14 protein-coding genes are annotated in these 18,872 nt (G+C 39.5%); 9 read left to right on the top strand and 5 right to left on the bottom strand.

Annotated elements, in window-relative coordinates; translation table 11 throughout:
• The first annotated feature begins 12 nt into the window (after window positions 1–12).
• On the top strand, window positions 13–1,377 hold the full coding sequence (glmU, locus tag ASU1_RS03915) for a bifunctional UDP-N-acetylglucosamine diphosphorylase/glucosamine-1-phosphate N-acetyltransferase GlmU (protein ID WP_014991555.1): 1,365 nt from the start codon (window positions 13–15) through the stop codon (window positions 1,375–1,377).
• Between the two features lie 106 nt (window positions 1,378–1,483).
• Here glmU and ASU1_RS03910 read toward each other — a convergent pair whose 3' ends face one another.
• The gene (locus ASU1_RS03910; RefSeq protein ID WP_014991554.1) at window positions 1,484–1,798 is read right to left on the bottom strand and encodes a CHY zinc finger protein; all 315 of its coding nucleotides are present in this window, start codon (window positions 1,796–1,798) and stop codon (window positions 1,484–1,486) included.
• A gap of 3 nt (window positions 1,799–1,801) precedes the next feature.
• The gene (locus tag ASU1_RS03905) at window positions 1,802–2,422 is read right to left on the bottom strand and encodes a DUF1919 domain-containing protein (protein ID WP_014991553.1); all 621 of its coding nucleotides are present in this window, start codon (window positions 2,420–2,422) and stop codon (window positions 1,802–1,804) included.
• A 435-nt stretch (window positions 2,423–2,857) separates the two neighbouring features.
• Between ASU1_RS03905 and ASU1_RS03900 the strand changes: the two genes are divergently transcribed.
• The 3 genes from ASU1_RS03900 (at window position 2,858) to ASU1_RS03890 (ending at window position 6,533) form a co-directional block, all read left to right on the top strand.
• Window positions 2,858–4,516: a phospho-sugar mutase gene (locus tag ASU1_RS03900; RefSeq protein ID WP_014991552.1), complete on the top strand. Its 1,659-nt coding sequence runs from the start codon at window positions 2,858–2,860 to the stop codon at window positions 4,514–4,516.
• A 158-nt stretch (window positions 4,517–4,674) separates the two neighbouring features.
• The gene (locus ASU1_RS03895) at window positions 4,675–5,256 is read left to right on the top strand and encodes a lysozyme family protein (protein ID WP_116743951.1); all 582 of its coding nucleotides are present in this window, start codon (window positions 4,675–4,677) and stop codon (window positions 5,254–5,256) included.
• Window positions 5,257–5,384: 128 nt separating this feature from the next.
• Complete coding sequence (locus tag ASU1_RS03890; protein WP_014991550.1) at window positions 5,385–6,533, top strand: type I restriction endonuclease; 1,149 nt, start codon at window positions 5,385–5,387, stop codon at window positions 6,531–6,533.
• 136 nt (window positions 6,534–6,669) lie between these two features.
• On the opposite strand, the gene ASU1_RS03885 is transcribed toward ASU1_RS03890, so the two are convergent.
• From ASU1_RS03885 to guaB, 3 genes are all read right to left on the bottom strand, one after another.
• Entirely contained in the window at window positions 6,670–7,239 is a 570-nt protein-coding gene (locus ASU1_RS03885) for a hypothetical protein (protein ID WP_014991549.1), read from the bottom strand.
• Window positions 7,240–7,293: 54 nt separating this feature from the next.
• On the bottom strand, window positions 7,294–8,865 hold the full coding sequence (gene guaA, locus ASU1_RS03880) for a glutamine-hydrolyzing GMP synthase (protein WP_014991548.1): 1,572 nt from the start codon (window positions 8,863–8,865) through the stop codon (window positions 7,294–7,296).
• 167 nt (window positions 8,866–9,032) lie between these two features.
• Window positions 9,033–10,499, bottom strand: a complete 1,467-nt coding sequence (gene guaB / locus ASU1_RS03875; protein WP_014991547.1) for an IMP dehydrogenase — start codon at window positions 10,497–10,499, stop codon at window positions 9,033–9,035.
• A 259-nt stretch (window positions 10,500–10,758) separates the two neighbouring features.
• Between guaB and rlmE the strand changes: the two genes are divergently transcribed.
• From rlmE to glnD, 5 genes are all read left to right on the top strand, one after another.
• Window positions 10,759–11,385 (top strand): 23S rRNA (uridine(2552)-2'-O)-methyltransferase RlmE, encoded by a 627-nt coding sequence (rlmE, locus tag ASU1_RS03870; protein ID WP_014991546.1) that lies wholly within the window; start codon window positions 10,759–10,761, stop codon window positions 11,383–11,385.
• Window positions 11,386–11,489: 104 nt separating this feature from the next.
• Complete coding sequence (gene ftsH, locus ASU1_RS03865) at window positions 11,490–13,412, top strand: ATP-dependent zinc metalloprotease FtsH (protein WP_039195713.1); 1,923 nt, start codon at window positions 11,490–11,492, stop codon at window positions 13,410–13,412.
• A gap of 231 nt (window positions 13,413–13,643) precedes the next feature.
• Window positions 13,644–14,858, top strand: a complete 1,215-nt coding sequence (locus ASU1_RS03860; protein ID WP_014991544.1) for an aromatic amino acid transport family protein — start codon at window positions 13,644–13,646, stop codon at window positions 14,856–14,858.
• A gap of 97 nt (window positions 14,859–14,955) precedes the next feature.
• The gene (locus ASU1_RS03855; protein WP_014991543.1) at window positions 14,956–16,173 is read left to right on the top strand and encodes an aromatic amino acid transporter; all 1,218 of its coding nucleotides are present in this window, start codon (window positions 14,956–14,958) and stop codon (window positions 16,171–16,173) included.
• A 135-nt stretch (window positions 16,174–16,308) separates the two neighbouring features.
• Window positions 16,309–18,867, top strand: coding sequence for a bifunctional uridylyltransferase/uridylyl-removing protein GlnD (gene glnD / locus ASU1_RS03850; RefSeq protein ID WP_039195054.1), 2,559 nt, complete (start codon window positions 16,309–16,311; stop codon window positions 18,865–18,867).
• Window positions 18,868–18,872 lie beyond the last annotated feature (5 nt).

The following is an 18,872-nucleotide window of genomic DNA, read 5'->3' as shown; positions in this document are numbered from 1 at the left end:
AGGGATTACACAATGACTCAATTAAGCGTAGTAATTTTAGCTGCGGGTAAAGGTACTCGTATGTATTCTGATTTACCCAAAGTGCTTCACACCGTTGCAGGAAAGCCAATGGTTAAACATGTTATTGATACAGCGAAGCAAATCGATGCAAAACAAATTCATTTAATTTATGGCCACGGTGGTGAATTATTACAACAACGCTTAAGTTCTGAGCCGGTAAACTGGGTATTACAAGCAGAGCAATTAGGTACAGGTCATGCAATGCAACAGGCAGCGCCATTCTTTGCGGATGATGAGAATATCTTAATGCTTTACGGTGATGCGCCGTTAATCACTAAAGAAACTTTAGAACGTCTAATTGCAGCAAAACCAGAAAATGGTATTGCGCTGTTAACCGTTGAGTTGGATAACCCGACAGGTTATGGACGTATTATTCGTGAAAACGGATCTGTAGTTGCGATCGTAGAGCAAAAAGATGCGAATGAGGAACAATTAAAAATCCGTGAAGTGAATACGGGTGTAATGGTTGCAAGCGGCGCAAGCTTCAAAAAATGGCTAGGTAATTTAAATAACAACAATGCACAAGGCGAATACTATATTACAGATGTAATCGCAATGGCAAACCAAGATGGCTATAAAGTTCAAGCGGTACAAGCAAGTGAATTTATGGAAGTTGAAGGGGCGAATAACCGTTTACAACTTGCCGCGTTAGAGCGCTTCTACCAAAAAACACAAGCAGAAAAATTACTATTAGCCGGTGTGCGTTTAATTGATCCGGCTCGTTTTGATATTCGTGGTAGCTTAACACACGGTAAAGATGTTGAAATTGATGTAAACGTAATTATCGAAGGTGAAGTAAAACTAGGTAATCGTGTTCGTATCGGTGCAGGTTGTGTACTTAAAAATTGCGAAATTGGTGATGATGTAGAAATCAAACCATATTCTGTGCTTGAAGATGCAGTAGTGGGTAAAGCGGCGCAAATCGGTCCGTTCTCTCGTTTACGTCCGGGCGCAAATCTTGCGGAAGAAACTCACGTTGGTAACTTCGTTGAGATTAAAAATGCTCAAGTAGGTAAAGGTTCAAAAGTAAACCATTTAACCTATGTCGGTGATGCGGAAGTAGGTAGCAATTGTAATATCGGTGCAGGTGTAATCACTTGTAACTACGATGGTGCAAACAAATTCAAAACGGTTATCGGCAACAATGTGTTTGTTGGCTCAGATAGCCAATTAGTCGCACCGGTTACTATCGCAGACGGTGCAACTATCGGTGCGGGTGCAACTATCACCAAAGATGTGGCGGAAAATGAGCTAGTGATTAGTCGTGTACCGCAACGTCATATCCAAGGCTGGCAGCGCCCAACTAAGAAAAAATAGTTCTTAGTTACTCAATACATATGTAACAAGCGGTCGGATTTGCAAAATTTTCTGCAAATTCGACCGCTTGTTTCTATTTATGTGCGAACTATTTCGAGCTTTAAACTCATACTTCAAAATAGATCGAATAATGCTTCTGACAACCACTATTGAATTGTGCTTGGCAATAAGGGCAATGTGTAACCTGCATATATTGCTGAATGGTCAGCGTTTGTTGACAATTGCCGCATAAAATTGCTTGCTTATCAAATTCAGTTGCTTGCCAACGTTCAATAGCGTGAGTCTCACAGGCTTGGTGGCATTGATAACACGGGTAAAACTTATCACAACATTTGAATTTAATAGCGATAATATCCAGTACGGAATGATAATGCTGACAGCGTGTCTGATTATCTACGGTCAAGCCATAAACCTTAAACATAAACTAGCCCCCTTTCCCGTTAAACCAATTCACATAATTCAGCTGATCGTAATATTTCTTGCCGTTCCAACCAGAAAACTCAAACAAATCACCGACTTGTGTTTTATCTTCAAACCCTTTCACATATAAAGCTGATTTTAATTCCGGGTAAGGCTTGTGAGTAAATACCACTTTATTTTCGAATGGTAAGCGGTCAAACTCTTGTAAATCTTGGTAAGTGCAGCCATCACGGTCGGTCATCATTACAAACAAATTATCCAAATTAATGCGTTTGGTTCGTTCTTCCCATTTGCTTGCCGCTTCTTGCTCTGAATGGTAGTGCATAAAATGGATCGTAAGATCATCTAGCTTACCCACCGGATAATTTTTTTCCGTAGCCAAGAAAGTGAGTTCTGCTTGCATATAATGCGACATATTTTTTAAATATTTTAAAAAATCGGTCGGTGAAAGGTATAAATTAACAAACGGCGAACGGAATTGTTCACCTAATTCATGCAAGATAAATGCACCGTTGCAATTAATAGAAACTACTGACATCGAGTGATTTTGTAAAGCTTGGCGATTTTTTGTATTAATGATTTTACGCAGCGATTTATTGACTGCTTTTTGGATAAAAGTAAACATAGTCGTTAACATCTTAAACTGAAAGAAAATTTCAAAATAACTAGAAAAGTGCGCATTCTGACCTTATCCGAAAAATTTATCTATTAATTTTAAAAAGTTTACAATCAGGATTCGTATCAGAGAATAAGCGGTTGTTTTTTGTGAAAAATTTGAAAAATCTAGCTGAAATTTAACCGCTTGTTTAGGGCGATAGCGAATGTCTTTTCGTGTAAAAAAATGGCATAATAAGCAGATTCCCCCTTCGACTGTATAAAATCTGATTAATACGAAAAATGCTTATTTTTCATTTAGATAGTCGCAACCGTTTGCTTGGTTTTTATTTGAGAAATAGATCACAAACTTGCTAAAAAGATGAAATAAATCATTTTTATTTACGCTGTTTTCAGATAGGCTATACATGTTTTCATTCATTATTTTTTAGTTTAAGGAATTGCTATGAGTACAATTTTTACTATTGCACAAAACTGGTTAGCACAAGACCCAGATCAAGAAACTCGTGCTGAATTAGCTCAACTGATTGAAGCTGCACAAGCAGGTGACGAAAAAGCGTTAGCAGAGTTAACAGCACGTTTTGACGGCCGTTTACAGTTTGGTACGGCAGGTTTACGTGGTCGTTTACAAGCAGGTTCTATGGGGATGAACCGAGTATTAGTGGCTCAAGCTGCCGGCGGTTTAGCGGATTACTTGAAAGGCTATGATAAAGAACCTTCAATCGTTATTGGTTATGACGGCCGTAAAAACTCAGATGTGTTTGCACGTGACACCGCGGAAATTATGGCGGGTGCAGGTATCAAAGCTTACTTATTACCTCGTAAATTGCCAACGCCTGTACTTGCATATGCAATTAAATATTTTGATACTACAGCGGGCGTTATGGTGACAGCAAGTCACAACCCACCGGAAGATAACGGTTATAAAGTGTATTTAGGTAAAGCAAACGGCGGTGGTCAAATTGTTTCACCAGCGGATAAAGATATTGCAGCATTAATTGATAAAGTTGCGGCAGGTAATATTGCGGATCTACCACGTAGCCAAGACTTTACGGTATTAGATGATGAAATCGTAGAAGCATATATCGCAAAAACAGCTGCATTAGCGAAAGAGCTGGCAGCAGAGATTAACTATGTTTATACCGCAATGCACGGTGTCGGTTATGAAGTGTTAAGCAAAACGTTAGAAAAAGCCGGCTTACCACAACCGCATTTAGTGGCAGAACAAATTCAACCGGACGGTTCGTTCCCAACCGTGAATTTCCCAAATCCGGAAGAAAAAGGTGCATTAGACTTAGCAATTAAATTAGCGAAAGAGAAAAATGCGGAATTTATCATTGCGAACGACCCAGACGCAGACCGTTTAGCGGTGGCAATGCCGGATGCGCAAGGCAACTGGAAAGGTTTACACGGTAACGTTGTAGGCTGCTTATTAGGTTGGTATTTAGCTAAGCAGTATCACGCACAAGGTAAACAAGGCGTATTAGCTTGTTCATTAGTATCTTCACCTGCATTGGCTGAGATTGCGAAAAAATACGGTTTACAATCAGAAGAAACCTTAACCGGTTTTAAATATATCGGTAAAGTAGATGGTTTATTATTCGGTTTCGAAGAGGCGTTAGGCTATTTAGTTGACCCTGATAAAGTACGTGATAAAGACGGTATTTCAGCGGCTATTGTGTTCTTAGACTTTATCCGTAACTTGAAAGCACAAGGTAAAACGTTACAAGACGCAATCAACGATTTCAATAATGAATTCGGCGCTTATGTAAGCGGTCAAATTTCAATTCGTGTAAGCGATTTATCTGAAATCGGTAAATTAATGACGGCATTACGCAACAACCCACCAAGTGCAATCGGTGGTTTCAACGTGGCTCAATTAATTGACCATACGAAAACAGATCGTCAAAGCGACATTCTTGTATTCGTATTAGAAAACGGTAGCCGTTTAATTACTCGTCCGTCTGGTACAGAACCGAAAATTAAGTTCTACTTAGATGCAAAAGGTAAAGATGCGGCAGATGCAGATAAAGTATTAAGCCAATTCGATGAAAGCGTACGTGAATTATTACGCCAAGAGCAATATGGCAAGCAAGATTGCTAATAATTAATTAGTAGATAATATGTTTAAGAGCGAACCGAATGGTTCGCTTTTTTTGTGTCAATTATTTAAGGAAAAGACAAAAACTGAACCCAATTATAGATTGATTGCCAAAAAGCATTATTAATCTCAAAAAGGTGGTAAAAATGAGTTTAATTAAAATGGCAAAACAAATTGCTGATTTAGCTTTAAAATCAATTGGAAAAGGGAATACGGTACAAGGACTCACTTTGAATCAAACCAAAATGTTATTACAAGCACTAGCCAAGCGTGAGAGCGGGGGAGATTATACGGCAGAAAATAGCTATGGCTATTTAGGTGCTTATCAATTCGGTGCTGCGGCGTTAGTAGATGTTGGTTTGATTCAAAAAGATAAATATGCAGCAGCAATTAAAACAAAACCGGGTATTGCCAGTGGTGCAAATGCTGTTCAGCACAGAGCTTTTCTGGCAAACGCAGAGAATTGGGTATTAGCCGGCGGGAAGTTTGCCTTTTTGAATTCAAAAATGATTCAAGATGATGCTGTTATTAAACTAATGAACCGCAATGCTCGCACAATGGAAACAAAAGGCGTTTATCAAGGCAGTGCCGCACATAAAGCAGGACTTCTATTCGCCGCACATCTCAAAGGCGTCGGCAACGCAATCAAATTTGCCCAAAATGGCACAATAACTAAAGATGGCTATGGCACCTCAATAAAAGAGTATTATGAGTTGGGGAGAAAAAGTGTGCGTGAAAGCTAGCTCAGGTCTTAGTTATTAATATATAAATGACTTTTTATTATTTTATTTCATGATTTTGTGATTGCTATCACAGTATATAAATACCGAATCGGATAGATTATAGTTTTCTTACCTATGAGGATAAAATAATGAATCAAAGTATATTTAAAGAAAAAGTATTATCACATATTCAGCATGTTATTAAGGTCGGTTCACATTGCAGTACGGAAGAAACGACCAAGCAAGCATTAATTTTACCATTGCTAGATATTTTGGGGTTTAACCCTTATGACCCAACGAAAGTTCGAGCTGAGTATGGGGCAGACTTTCCTGGTGTGAAAAATGGGGAACGTGTTGATTATGCTTTATTTTGCCATGATGTTCCGGTAATGTTCATTGAAGCTAAATCATATAATGAAAATTTATCTAATCATGTTCCACAATTAGCGAGATATTTTAATGCAACACCCGAGGTAACTGTTGCTGCTGTGACTAATGGGCGAGAATGGCGATTTTTTACGGATCTAAAAGATAAAAATATTATGGATGAATCGCCATTTTTGCGGATTAATTTCGAAAATGTAGATGACTCAAAGATTAATCAGTTAAGCCAATTTTGTCATGACCGTTTTCAGCCAGAAGCGTTGAGAACATTAGCAGAAGAGAGTGTATATTTATCGGCATTCACTAAGACAATAAGTGAAAGCTTAAAAGAGGTTGACTCTGAATTTGTTCGATATGTAGCAGGACGTTCTAATGTAGGAAGGCAGCTTAATCAGCGTTTTATTGACGCAATTACTCCCATCGTTAAGCAAGCGGTTGAAAAAGCTGTTAGCGCAATGGTTGTGTCTGGGTTATCAAGACAGGCTCAGAATGAAGTAGAAGATACAGAGGCACAAGAACCTCAAATTGATGAGAAGGCTCCGATAGTAGATTCAGAAAACAATAAAATTATAACAACGTATACAGAAAGACAGTTATTTGACTATGTTGTATTAATACTCGGAGAATCTGTAGAATTAGTGGCTAAAGATACTGAAAGCTATTTTAGTATTTTATTTCAAGGAAAGTCTAATCGCTGGATATTACGTTATTTTGATAATAAACAGCATCCTTGCATTAATGTGCCATTAGAGCTTTTAGATATTCACCGGGCAGAGATTCAGAGAGCAGGATTAGATATTACAGGAAGTAATATTATTATAGATAGACCTGAAAATATATTGAGAATCAGTGGGTTAATTCGTGATTGTTTAGTATATTGTCAGAATGATGAGAATTTTGCTAGGAAGAAATAGTTAACCTAGTAAAAGTTATCATAAAGTGGGTTATAAGTCTTTACCTAGGCAAACCCACTTTTTATTAAGTAATTAGATAAGGAATTGGCTATCTAAAAAGGGGAGTATAGCATTAGTGTCAATTACGATCTTTATATTAATGACTTTGAGTTATCATCAGATGATGGATTTCATTAACTATGGTACTTACAATTAGTATAAATTTATCTTTGCTTGATATGTCTTTATCTCCAAATGTTTTATTATAAAGAATAGTCCCATCAAATTCTCGTAATTCTAATCCATACTTTAATATATCTTTGTCTTGTTCAGCTAAATATTGTGTTAGATGCGCGAGTGCGCTTTTAAGATCCGATTCTGATATAGTTACATCGGTTATATGAGCTATTTCATTTCTAATTTTATTAATTTTTGATGAGGCTTTATATAATTTACTCGGGAGTCCTATAGCCTTAGCCATTTTTAGCTTGGTTGAACACTCAATAATAAATTTTTCATTATCCACTGATGAGAATCCAAATAAGTTCTTTTGATTTGTGATTATGCAAACATATGTTTCAATAGTTTTCTCTAGAACTAAGTGTAGGCGTAAAACTGTACCAATAATATCCGTAGTATTAACTGCTTTTATCAAAACATGCCAAGGTTCGGGATTCTTTTCTGAACTTGAAAGGGGCGATAATTCATTGAGTATTTCTGTAGTCATTACATATTCTCTACATTGATATAAAAAAGGCACTATAAATAGTGCCTTTAAATCTTACTCCCACTCAATCGTTGCAGGTGGTTTGCCTGAAACGTCATATACCACGCGGGAAATGCCGTTTACTTCATTGATAATACGGTTTGAGATTTTACCAAGTAAATCGTATGGTAAATGCGCCCAATGTGCGGTCATAAAGTCGATAGTTTCCACTGCACGGAGTGAAACAACCCAGTCGTATTTACGTCCATCGCCCATTACACCCACCGATTTCACCGGAAGGAATACGGTGAACGCTTGGCTTACTTTGTAATACCAATCTGCTTTGTATAGCTCTTCGATAAAGATTGCATCTGCTTTACGCAGTAAATCACAGTATTCTTTCTTGATTTCACCTAATACTCGCACGCCTAAGCCTGGGCCTGGGAATGGGTGGCGATTTAACATTTCTGCCGGTAAACCAAGTGCTAAACCGATTTTACGCACTTCATCTTTGAATAATTCTCGTAACGGTTCCACTAAACCGAGTTTCATATAATCTGGTAAGCCGCCTACGTTGTGGTGAGATTTAATTACGTGTGCTTTACCGGTTTTGCTTGCTGCCGATTCGATCACGTCAGGGTAAATAGTACCTTGTGCTAACCATTTCACTGAGGTCAGTTTTTTCGATTCATCATCGAATACATCGACAAACACTTTACCAATGGTTTTACGTTTTGCTTCCGGCTCATCAATGCCTTTTAATGCATCTAAGAAACGATCCTCAGCATTTACTCGAATGATGTTTAAACCGAATTTATCGCCGAACATTTCCATCACTTGATCGCCTTCATTTAAACGAAGTAAACCGTTATCCACGAATACGCAGTGTAAGTTTTTGCCGATTGCACGATGTAGAAGAAGTGCAGTTACTGATGAATCCACGCCACCTGATAAGCCTAAAATAACTTCATCATCGCCCACTTGCTCTTTAATGCGAGCCACAGCGTCTTCGATAATGTTTTCTGCTGTCCATTTACATTCACAGCCACAAATACCTACTACGAAGTTGGTTAATAACTCTAAACCGCTTTTGGTATGGGTTACTTCCGGGTGGAATTGTACACCGTAAAAACGGCGGCTTTCGTCTGACATTGCAGCAATCGGGCAAGTAGGTGTGACACCAGTGATTTGGAAACCTTGCGGTAAACGAGTTACTTTATCGCCGTGGCTCATCCAAACATCTAATTTCGGCTCGGAAGCGGTCAAATTATCGTTTAATTTTGCAAATAACGCATCGGTCGCTTGTAAATCAACTGAAGCATAGCCGAATTCACGATGATCAGAAGTTTCAGTTAAACCGCCTAATTGCATCGCCATGGTTTGCATACCGTAGCAAATACCAAGTACTGGCACGCCTGCGTTAAATACGTATTCCGGCGCACGAGGGCTATTTTCTTCAGTGGTACTTTCAGGACCACCTGAAAGAATAATCCCGGTCGGGTTAAATTCACGGATTTGTTCTTCGGTAACGTCCCACGCCCAAAGCTCGCAGTAAACCCCAATCTCACGCACACGACGTGCGATTAATTGCGTGTATTGTGAACCGAAGTCCAAAATTAAAATTTTATGATTGTGAATGTTGTTCATTTTGTTCTCTTTTTCATAAAAACCTAGGGCGAGCCGCCCTAGGTTACGCATAGTTGAGCTACGCTGTAGCTCTTGTTTATTTGTAAGGCCCAGCTCTAGAGAAGCTGAATTATGCGTAACCCACGGCATAAGCCGTGGGTACTGTGCTGCACAAGATAACCTAAGAATTAACCCATACGATAGTTAGGTGCTTCTTTAGTAATCGTTACATCGTGAACGTGGCTTTCTTTGATACCTGCACCGCTAATACGTACGAATTGTGCTTTGGTACGTAAATCTTCGATAGTCGCTGATCCTGTTAAGCCCATACAAGAACGTAAGCCACCCATTTGTTGGTGGATGATTTCTTTTAAGAAACCTTTGTAAGGGATACGACCTTCAATACCTTCTGGTACTAATTTGTCTGCGGCGTTATCCGATTGGAAATAACGGTCTGAAGAACCTTTGCTCATCGCACCTAATGAACCCATACCACGGTAAGATTTAAATGCACGACCTTGGTAAAGTTCGATTTCACCCGGTGCCTCTTCGGTACCAGCAAACATAGAACCTACCATTACACAGCTTGCACCCGCTGCGATTGCTTTTGAGATGTCGCCAGAGTAGCGGATACCACCGTCGGCAATGACCGGAATTCCACGGCCTTCTAATGCTGCTGCTGCTTCTGCGATTGCAGTAATTTGTGGTACACCTACACCGGTTACGATACGTGTAGTACAGATTGAACCTGGACCAATACCTACTTTCACTGCACTTGCACCGGCATCCGCTAATGCGATTGCACCTTCAGCAGTTGCAATATTACCGGCAACGATTGGTAAATTAGGATATTTTGCACGTGTTTCACGTACACGTTGTAATACGCCTTCAGAGTGACCGTGTGAAGAGTCGATTAATAACACGTCCACACCCGCTTTTACTAACGCATCAATACGTTCTTCATTGCCTGGGCCAGCACCAACAGCCGCACCAACACGTAAACGACCGAATTCATCTTTACACGCATTCGGTTTTTGTTCCGCTTTTTGGAAGTCTTTAACGGTGATCATGCCTTTTAGTTTGAAGTTATCATCAACCACAAGGACTTTTTCAACACGGCGATCGTGCATTAATTCTAAGATCTCGTCACGAGTTGCATTTTCTTTTACAGTCACAAGACGCTCTTTAGGTGTCATTAATTTAGAAACAGGCTTGCTTAAGTCTTTCACAAAACGAGTATCACGACCAGTAATGATACCGACTAAGTTATCTTCACCATCGACAACAGGGTAGCCGGCAAAACCATTTTTCTTCACTAATTCGGCAAGTTCGGCAAGGGTAAGATCCGGTGATACAGTAACGGGCTCAGAAACGATACCACTTTCAAATTTTTTCACTTTACGTACACGATCTGCTTGGCGTTCGATGGACATATTTTTGTGAATAAAGCCAATACCACCTTCTTGCGCTAAAGAAATCGCTAATTTGGTTTCAGTAACGGTATCCATTGCAGCTGAAAGCATTGGGATATTCAAACGAATCGTTTTGGTAAGTTGAGTTGAAAGATCTGCGGTATTTGGAAGCACGGTAGAATGTGCTGGGACGAGTAAAACATCATCAAAGGTAAGGGCTTCTTGTTTGATACGTAATGCCATTTGCAATAGTTCCTTAAAAGATAAAATAAAATTGCTGTCTAGAAATTATTGCGGGCGAATTATACAGGTGTTTTACAAAGTTGTAAAATTGAATTTTGCGCAAACGGTTGCGGTTGATTGTTTTTTGTAAAAAATGACAAAAATCGACCGCTTATTACAAAATTTTAACTTTACTTCTCTTTTCGCTCTTGAATAGCGCCAAATTGCCCTTATTATGGTAAACTAGATTTTTTAAAAGGCAGGAAAGAGATTTATTTTAATGGGCAGAAAAAGAAGTGCGAGTTCATCGCGTTGGCTGGCAGAACATTTTAAAGATCAGTTCGTACAAAAAGCACATAAACAAAAATTACGCTCACGAGCTTATTTTAAACTAGATGAAATTCAACAAACCGATCGCTTATTCAAACCGGGGATGACCGTAGTGGATTTAGGGGCGGCACCGGGCGGTTGGTCACAATATGCGGTAACGCAAATCGGCAGTAAAGGTCGTATTATTGCCTGTGATATTTTAGATATGAATCCGATTGTCGGTGTGGATTTTTTACAGGGCGATTTCCGAGAAGAATCGGTACTGAATGCACTGTTAGAACGTGTCGGTGATGATATGGTGGATGTGGTAATGTCGGACATGGCGCCGAATTTCAGTGGTATGCCGTCAGTTGATATTCCGCGAGCAATGTATTTAGTAGAACTGGCTTTAGATATGTGTCGTCAGGTACTTGCACCTAAAGGTAGTTTTGTCGTTAAAGTGTTCCAAGGTGAAGGCTTTGATGATTATTTAAGAGATATTCGTGCAATGTTTAGCACCGTGAAAGTGCGTAAACCTGAAGCTTCTCGAGATCGTTCAAGAGAAGTTTATATTGTAGCAACAGGTTATAAAGGTTAATAAGCGGTTAAAAATTGCAAAAAATTTGCAAAATCAGACCGCTTATTATCTAGCGACATAACAAGTTTTTTTTATTCTAAAAGAGGAAATTAACCTTGAGCGATATGGTTAAAAATATTGTCCTTTGGGTAGTTGTGGCGATTGTGCTCATGACGGCTTTTGAAGGCTTTAACTCAAACTTTGGTAACAATAATACGGTTGCTTATTCAACGTTCTTAAACGATATCAAATCGAATAATCTGAAAGAAGTGGATTTCAAACGTAATGATGAAACCATCTCTGTTACTAAAAATGATGGTACGCAATATCAAACCGTGATGCCGATGTATGATGAATACTTATTGGCGGATCTAGCAAAAACAAACGCAACGGTTACCGGTCAACCGGAAGAACGCCGTGGTTTGTTATCGCAGATTTTTATTTCATGGTTCCCGATGTTAATGCTAATTGGCTTTTGGGTGTTCTATATGCGCCAAATGCAAGGCGGTGGCGGTCGTGGCGCAATGAGCTTTGGTAAAAGCAAAGCAAAAATGCTGACTGCCGAGCAAGTTAAAACTCGTTTTACCGATGTTGCAGGCTGTGATGAAGCTAAGGAAGAAGTCGGTGAAGTAGTGGACTTCTTAAAAGATCCGAGTAAATTCCAAAAACTAGGTGGACGTATTCCAAAAGGTATCTTGATGGTGGGGCCTCCAGGTACGGGTAAAACATTATTAGCGAAAGCAATTGCTGGCGAAGCGGGTGTACCGTTCTTTACTATGGCGGGTTCTGATTTCGTTGAAATGTTTGTCGGTGTAGGTGCCTCTCGTGTACGTGATCTTTTTGAACAAGCGAAGAAAAATGCACCTTGTATCATTTTCATCGATGAAATTGATGCAGTCGGTCGTAAACGTGGCGGTGCTGGTTTTAGCGGTGGTCATGATGAGCGTGAACAAACCCTTAACCAGATGTTAGTTGAGATGGACGGTTTTGAAGGCTCAGAAGGCGTTATTATTATCGCTGCAACGAACCGTGCGGATGTGCTTGATGATGCGTTAACTCGTCCGGGACGTTTTGACCGTCAAGTAACGGTAGATTTACCGAATGTGAAAGGTCGTGAGCAAATCTTAAAAGTGCATATGAAAAAAGTGCCACTTGCACCGGATGTTGATCCAATGGTGGTTGCACGTGGTACACCGGGTTATTCAGGTGCACAATTAGCAAACTTAGTTAATGAAGCCGCATTATTTGCCGCACGTAAAAACCAACGTGTCGTAACTATGGATGACTTTGAAAAAGCACGCGATAAAATCAATATGGGACCGGAACGTCGTTCAAATACGATGACCGAAAAAGAATTGATGAATACCGCTTATCACGAAGCCGGTCACGTTATTGTCGGTTATTTAATGCCTGAGCACGATCCGCTCAATAAAGTAACCATTGTGCCTCGCGGTCAAGCGCTTGGCTTTGCGCAGTTCTTACCGGAAGGTGACCGTGTAAGCGAAACCTTTACTAAATTGGAAAGTCAGCTTTCAACCTTATTTGCAGGACGAATTGCCGAAGGACTCATTTTTGGTGAAGATAAAATTACTACCGGTGCGTCTTCGGATATTCACCGTGCAACGCAAATTGCTCGTGCAATGGTAACCCAATGGGGCTTCTCTAAAGAGTTAGGTCCGTTGTTCTATCAAAATGAAGACGGTATGGGGGCAATCAAAGGCGTATCGGAAGAGTCACAAAAACTGATTGACCAAGAGATGCGTAAAATCATTGATCGTAACTACGAGCGTGCGAAGAAAACCTTAGAAGACAATATGGATATTTTACATGCGATGAAAGACGCATTGTTAAAATATGAAACCTTAGATCGCAAACAAATTGATGATTTAATGAATCGTCGTCCGGTTGGTGAACCGGCTGGTTGGAATGATAAGAACGATCATAGTTCGTCAAATGATTCCAGCACGGCATCGAAGTCTGATGAACAGCAGCCGACAGATGCGCCGAATACGGATGCAGAAGTTGCAGATAAACAAGCAGACGCTTAATTATTAGCTATCAATACAAGCCGAGAAGCAAATGTTTCTCGGCTTTTTTATTACAATAATTTGTTGATTTTACAAGCGGTTGAATTTTTTTGGAAACTTACAAGCCCTAAAATGGAGCTAACTCATTGATTTTTAATGGTGTAAAATATGGTTTACAGTGAAAGTTTTTCGTTACATTTGTTTTTTGTTCTTGTAGAATAGCCCACCTAATAACAATTTTAGAGGTTAGATATGCAAAACAAAACTTTTGGCAGTACATTAATTGTTGCGGGGACGACAATTGGTGCAGGAATGCTGGCAATGCCTCTCACTTCAGCAGGAATTGGTTTCGGCTGGACGGTTGCATTGCTTATCGCACTTTGGTTATTACTTTCTTTTAGTGCTTTGCTGTTTGTTGAACTTTATCAAAACGTGGAAAGTGATGCGGGCATTGGCACTTTAGCCGAAAAATATTATGGAAATTTCGGCCGTATCGTTTCTACTGCTGTATTAGTGATTTTTTTATATGCGATTCTTTCCGCTTATGTTTCTGGTGGTAGTTCATTATTGGCTGGTATCATGCCAACCATCAATGATGCTGAAACAACCAAAAGAATTGCGGGTGTTATTTTTACCCTTGTATTTGGTGCTTTTGTTGTTATTGGCACTACAAGTGTAGATGTGATTAACCGTATTTTATTCTTAACGAAAATCGGTGCATTTTTATTAGTATTAGCGCTGTTATTACCGAATATCTCGGTAAGCAATTTGCTTGAGATGCCGATTGATAATGCATTATTAATTTCTGCAACACCGGTCTTCTTTACGGCTTTCGGTTTCCACGGTTCAATTCCTAGCTTAAATAAATATTTAGGCGGTAATGTAAAAGCGTTACGTATTTCAATTTTAGTCGGTACGGCGATCCCATTAATTGCTTATGTGTTATGGCAACTTGCAACACACGGTTTGTTAAATCAAACCGCATTTTTACAGTTAATTGAGAAAGATCCGACTTTAAATGGCTTAGCGGAAGCGATTCAGCAAATTACCGGTAGCTCGGTAATTGGCGGCGCAGTGAAATTATTCTCAGCATTAGCTTTAATTACATCATTCTTAGGTGTGGCATTGGGTTTATTTGAGTGTTTAGAGGATTTATTTAAACGAGTACATATCAACACACCTCGCATTTCTCTTGGCGCATTAACCTTTATTCCACCAATGCTATTCGCCTTTTTCTATCCGGAAGGTTTTATTGCCGCACTGGGGTACGCAGGACAAATGTTTGCTTTCTATGCGTTAGTTTTACCGATTGCGATGGTATGGAAATTCCGAAAATTGTATCCGGATGCTAAATACAAAGTATTTGGTGGCAATGTGGCATTATTGATTGCATTATTATTAGCAATATTTATCATTAATGTGCCATTTATTATTGAAGCCGGTTATTTACCGAGAGTAATTGGCTAATGATGAGTGAAAGCGGCCAAGTTTTGCTAAAAAATTACAAATTTTGACCGCTTGTTTTAAGTTAACTGTAAATACAATCTAATTGGTTATTATATAAATGAAAAATAAAATTTTAGGCAGTGCCTTGATGATTGCCGGCACAACAATTGGTGCAGGAATGCTAGCGATGCCGCTTACTTCAGCGGGAATGGGATTTGGCGCAACAGTCGCGTTACTCATTTGCTTATGGGCGTTATTAGCTTATACCGGTTTGCTGTTTATGGAGGTTTACCAAACCGCACCGAAGCAAGATATTGGTGTGGCAAGTTTAGCGGAACAATATTTTGGTATCACGGGGAGGGTATTAGCGACAGCAAGTTTACTAATTTTATTATATGCATTATTAGCCGCTTATATTACTGGCGGCGGCTCGCTGCTTTCTGGCTTATTACCTCAAATTGGCGATGCGCATACTACAACTCAAGTCGGTATTTTACTCTTTACCGTTTTACTTGGTTCATTCGTGGTAATTGGTATTAAAGGCGTGGATGGTTTAACTCGCTTATTATTTATCGGGAAAATTGTTGCGTTTGTCTTTGTATTACTAATGATGCTACCAAAAGCAAAATTGGAGAATTTAACTGCCGTTCCGCTTGATAACTTATTTGTAGTATCAGCCATTCCGATTTTCTTTACCTCATTCGGTTTCCACGTGATTATGGCGAGTATCAATACCTATTTAGATGCGGATATTCGCAAAATCCGCATTGCGATTTATATCGGTACTGCAATTCCGTTAGTAGCGTATTTATTATGGCAACTTGCAACGCACGGTGTATTAACCCAAGCGGAATTCGTTGAGATCTTAAAACAAGACCCAACACTAAACGGTTTAGTTAAAGCAACCAGCCAAATTACCGGCAGCACGATTTTAGGTGAAATGGTGCGTTTATTCTCAGCACTTGCATTGATTACCTCATTCTTAGGTGTGGCAATGGGTATTTTCGAGTGTGTTGGTGATTTATTAAAACGTGTGAATTTACCGGCGAATCGTTTATGGTTGACCTTAGCAACCTTTATTCCGCCGGTATTGTTTGCGCTGTTCTATCCAAACGGATTTATTGCCGCATTAGGTTATGCAGGCTTGCTATTTGCATTCTACGGAATGTTATTACCAATCGGTTTAGCATGGAAAGCTCGTAAGCTACATCCTAATTTAGCTTATCGAGTCATTGGCGGCAATGCAGCACTTGTGATTGCGTTAATCGCCGGTGTCATTATTATGATTATTCCGTTCTTTATTCAGCTAGGTTACTTACCACAAGTTGCCGGCTAATTAAAAACAAGCGGTTAGAAATTGCAAAAAATTTGCAGATTCTAACCGCTTTTTTATTTATCTTTAATCTTGCTGATGTTATTTTGTTGAGAATAGATGTGCTATTGAAGCACGTTATATTTTAGAGATAAAAAGATGACAAACACAATGTTGAAAAATCAACTCACCGAATTTAACTTACAACAAAAAAACGATTTTGCTACTACAGAAGTCGTTACGTTGTTACGTCAACGTAGCGATTTTTATGATCAGCTATTACTGAACTTATGGCAACAATTCGGCTTTACAGCATGCCACGATTTAACACTTATCGCAGTTGGGGGTTATGGCAGACGAGAAATGTTTCCTTTATCCGATGTAGATATTTTGGTAATTACAGCGCAAACATTAGATGATGAAACACATTCAAAGCTGAATGACTTATTTAATTTACTATGGGACAGTAAATTACAAGTCGGCGCCAGTATTCGTACGCTCGAAGAATGTATTGAGATCGGCAAAAGCGAATTATCGGTGGCGACCAATATGTATGAAGGGCGTTATTTAATCGGTAATAAAGCGCTATGGCAGGCTTTATTCGAAAGCTTATATGCAGAAGATTTCTGGCCGATTGACCACTTCTTTAGCGCTAAAATACAAGAACGAAACGAGCGCTATGCGCGTTATCATAATACCAGCTATAACCTTGAGCCGGATCTAAAACATAGTCCGGGCGGGTTGCGAGATCTGCATTTGATTGCTTGGATCTCATTAAGACACTTCGGTACTTATACGTTTGAGAGTTTATTGAATAAAGGGATTCTTTTTCCTGAAGAATTTAGTGAGCTGAATGAAGCGCAAACCGTACTTTTCCAGATGCGTTTTGCCTTACACCTGCAGCTTAAGCGTTATGACAACCGCCTACGTTTTGATCGCCAATTGCAGCTAAGCGAACAATTGGGCTATAAAGGCGAAGGGAATCAGCCGGTTGAAGCAATGATGAAAGCGTTTTTCCAAGCTACTCAATCCATTTCGCAACTAAGTCAATTGCTACTGGATAACTTCGAGCAAATTATTCTCGGCCAGCAAAATGTTGCCGAAAAACGACCGCTTGATCAGAACTACTATTTACAAGGAACAGAGATTGTTTGTCGTCATCGCCGTTGTTTTACGCAAGATCCGGTATCAATTTTAGATCTTTTTTATCATTTAACGCAGTATTCGGAAGCTAAAGCTAACGCTATCACACTACGTAATTTACGATTGGCATTAAAAAAACAGCAACAGCCGTTATCTATGGATGCTGAAGCTAGAGCCCGTTTTATCTCGTTATTTTCTCAGCCGAAGGTGGTGGAACGTGCGATTATACCAATGCACCAATTGGGCGTGTTATCCGCCTATTTGCCACAGTGGGACGGCATTAAAGGGCTAATGCAGTTTGATCTGTTCCACATCTATACGGTTGATGAGCATACGATTCGTGTTATGCAGAAATTGGAAAGTTTTTTAACTGATGATGCTGAAGAATTACATCCTTTATGCTGTAAATATTTCCGGGCTTGTACACATAAACCTATTTTGTATCTTGCGGCATTATTCCATGATATTGCGAAAGGCCGAGAAGGTGACCACGCTCAAGTCGGAGCGGTCGATGCTTATCAGTTTGCGGTATTACACGGTTTTTCCGAAGCTGAAGCGCAACAAATCACATGGCTAGTGAGAGAGCATTTAACCATGTCATTAACTGCACAACGCCGTGATATTCATGATCCTGCGGTAGTGAAAAGTTTTGCAAAAATAGTGGAAAATTCGACCGCTTTAACCGATTTGATGTGCCTAACTATTTCGGATATTTGCGCAACTAATGAAAGTTTATGGAATGATTGGAAGCGTTCTTTGTTTACGCAACTTTATCAATTTACTATCGAGGAATTAGAAAAACGACTGGATTATCAACGTGTTAGCCAGCAAAATCGTTTAGATGCGTTAGAACTTATGAAGTTTGCCTTATCACCTCTAGAACGAACACGCTTGCAAGACTTTTGGGCGCCTTGTCCTGATGGTTACTTTTTACGTAATACGCCAAAGCAGCTGGTTTGGCACGCATTAGACTATCTCAAACATAAAACGTTACCAATGGTATTAGTGAGTAACGAATATGCACGAGGGGCGACCGAAATTTTTGTGCACTGTAATGACCAACCGCAATTATTTGCGCGTATTGCTCAAGCGTTGAGTCAGAAAAAGATCAGTATTCACGATGCACAAATTATCACGAGTAATAATGGCTTGGTATTCGATAGCTTCATCGTCACGGAATTAAGCGGTGCAGAGCTTGACCCTTCTCGTTGTGAACAAGTTCGTCAATCTTTGCAGCGAGTACTGACCGATGCGGAAAGCGTAACGTTTAAATTATTGAGAAAACCGGTGAAACATCAATCTTTTAAACGCACAACCAAAGTTAAATTTCTCTCGGATGAACACCCAAACCAAACTTCATTCGAGTTATTTACCTTAGACAGAGAAGGATTACTTGCTCAGGTAAGTCATATTTTCGGGCAATTAGAACTCGTCTTGGTCAATGCAAAAATTACGACTATCGGTGAACGGGTAGAGGATTTCTTTGTCGTCTGCACCTCGCAAAATCAGGCATTAAGCAAAGAACAGCAGAAATTACTGAAAACATGTTTATTAGAGGAATTGTCCGATTCATAACATAA

The organism is Actinobacillus suis ATCC 33415 (genome assembly GCF_000739435.1).
Taxonomy (GTDB): domain Bacteria; phylum Pseudomonadota; class Gammaproteobacteria; order Enterobacterales; family Pasteurellaceae; genus Actinobacillus; species Actinobacillus suis.
This window is presented reverse-complemented; position numbering and strand designations above follow the sequence as displayed.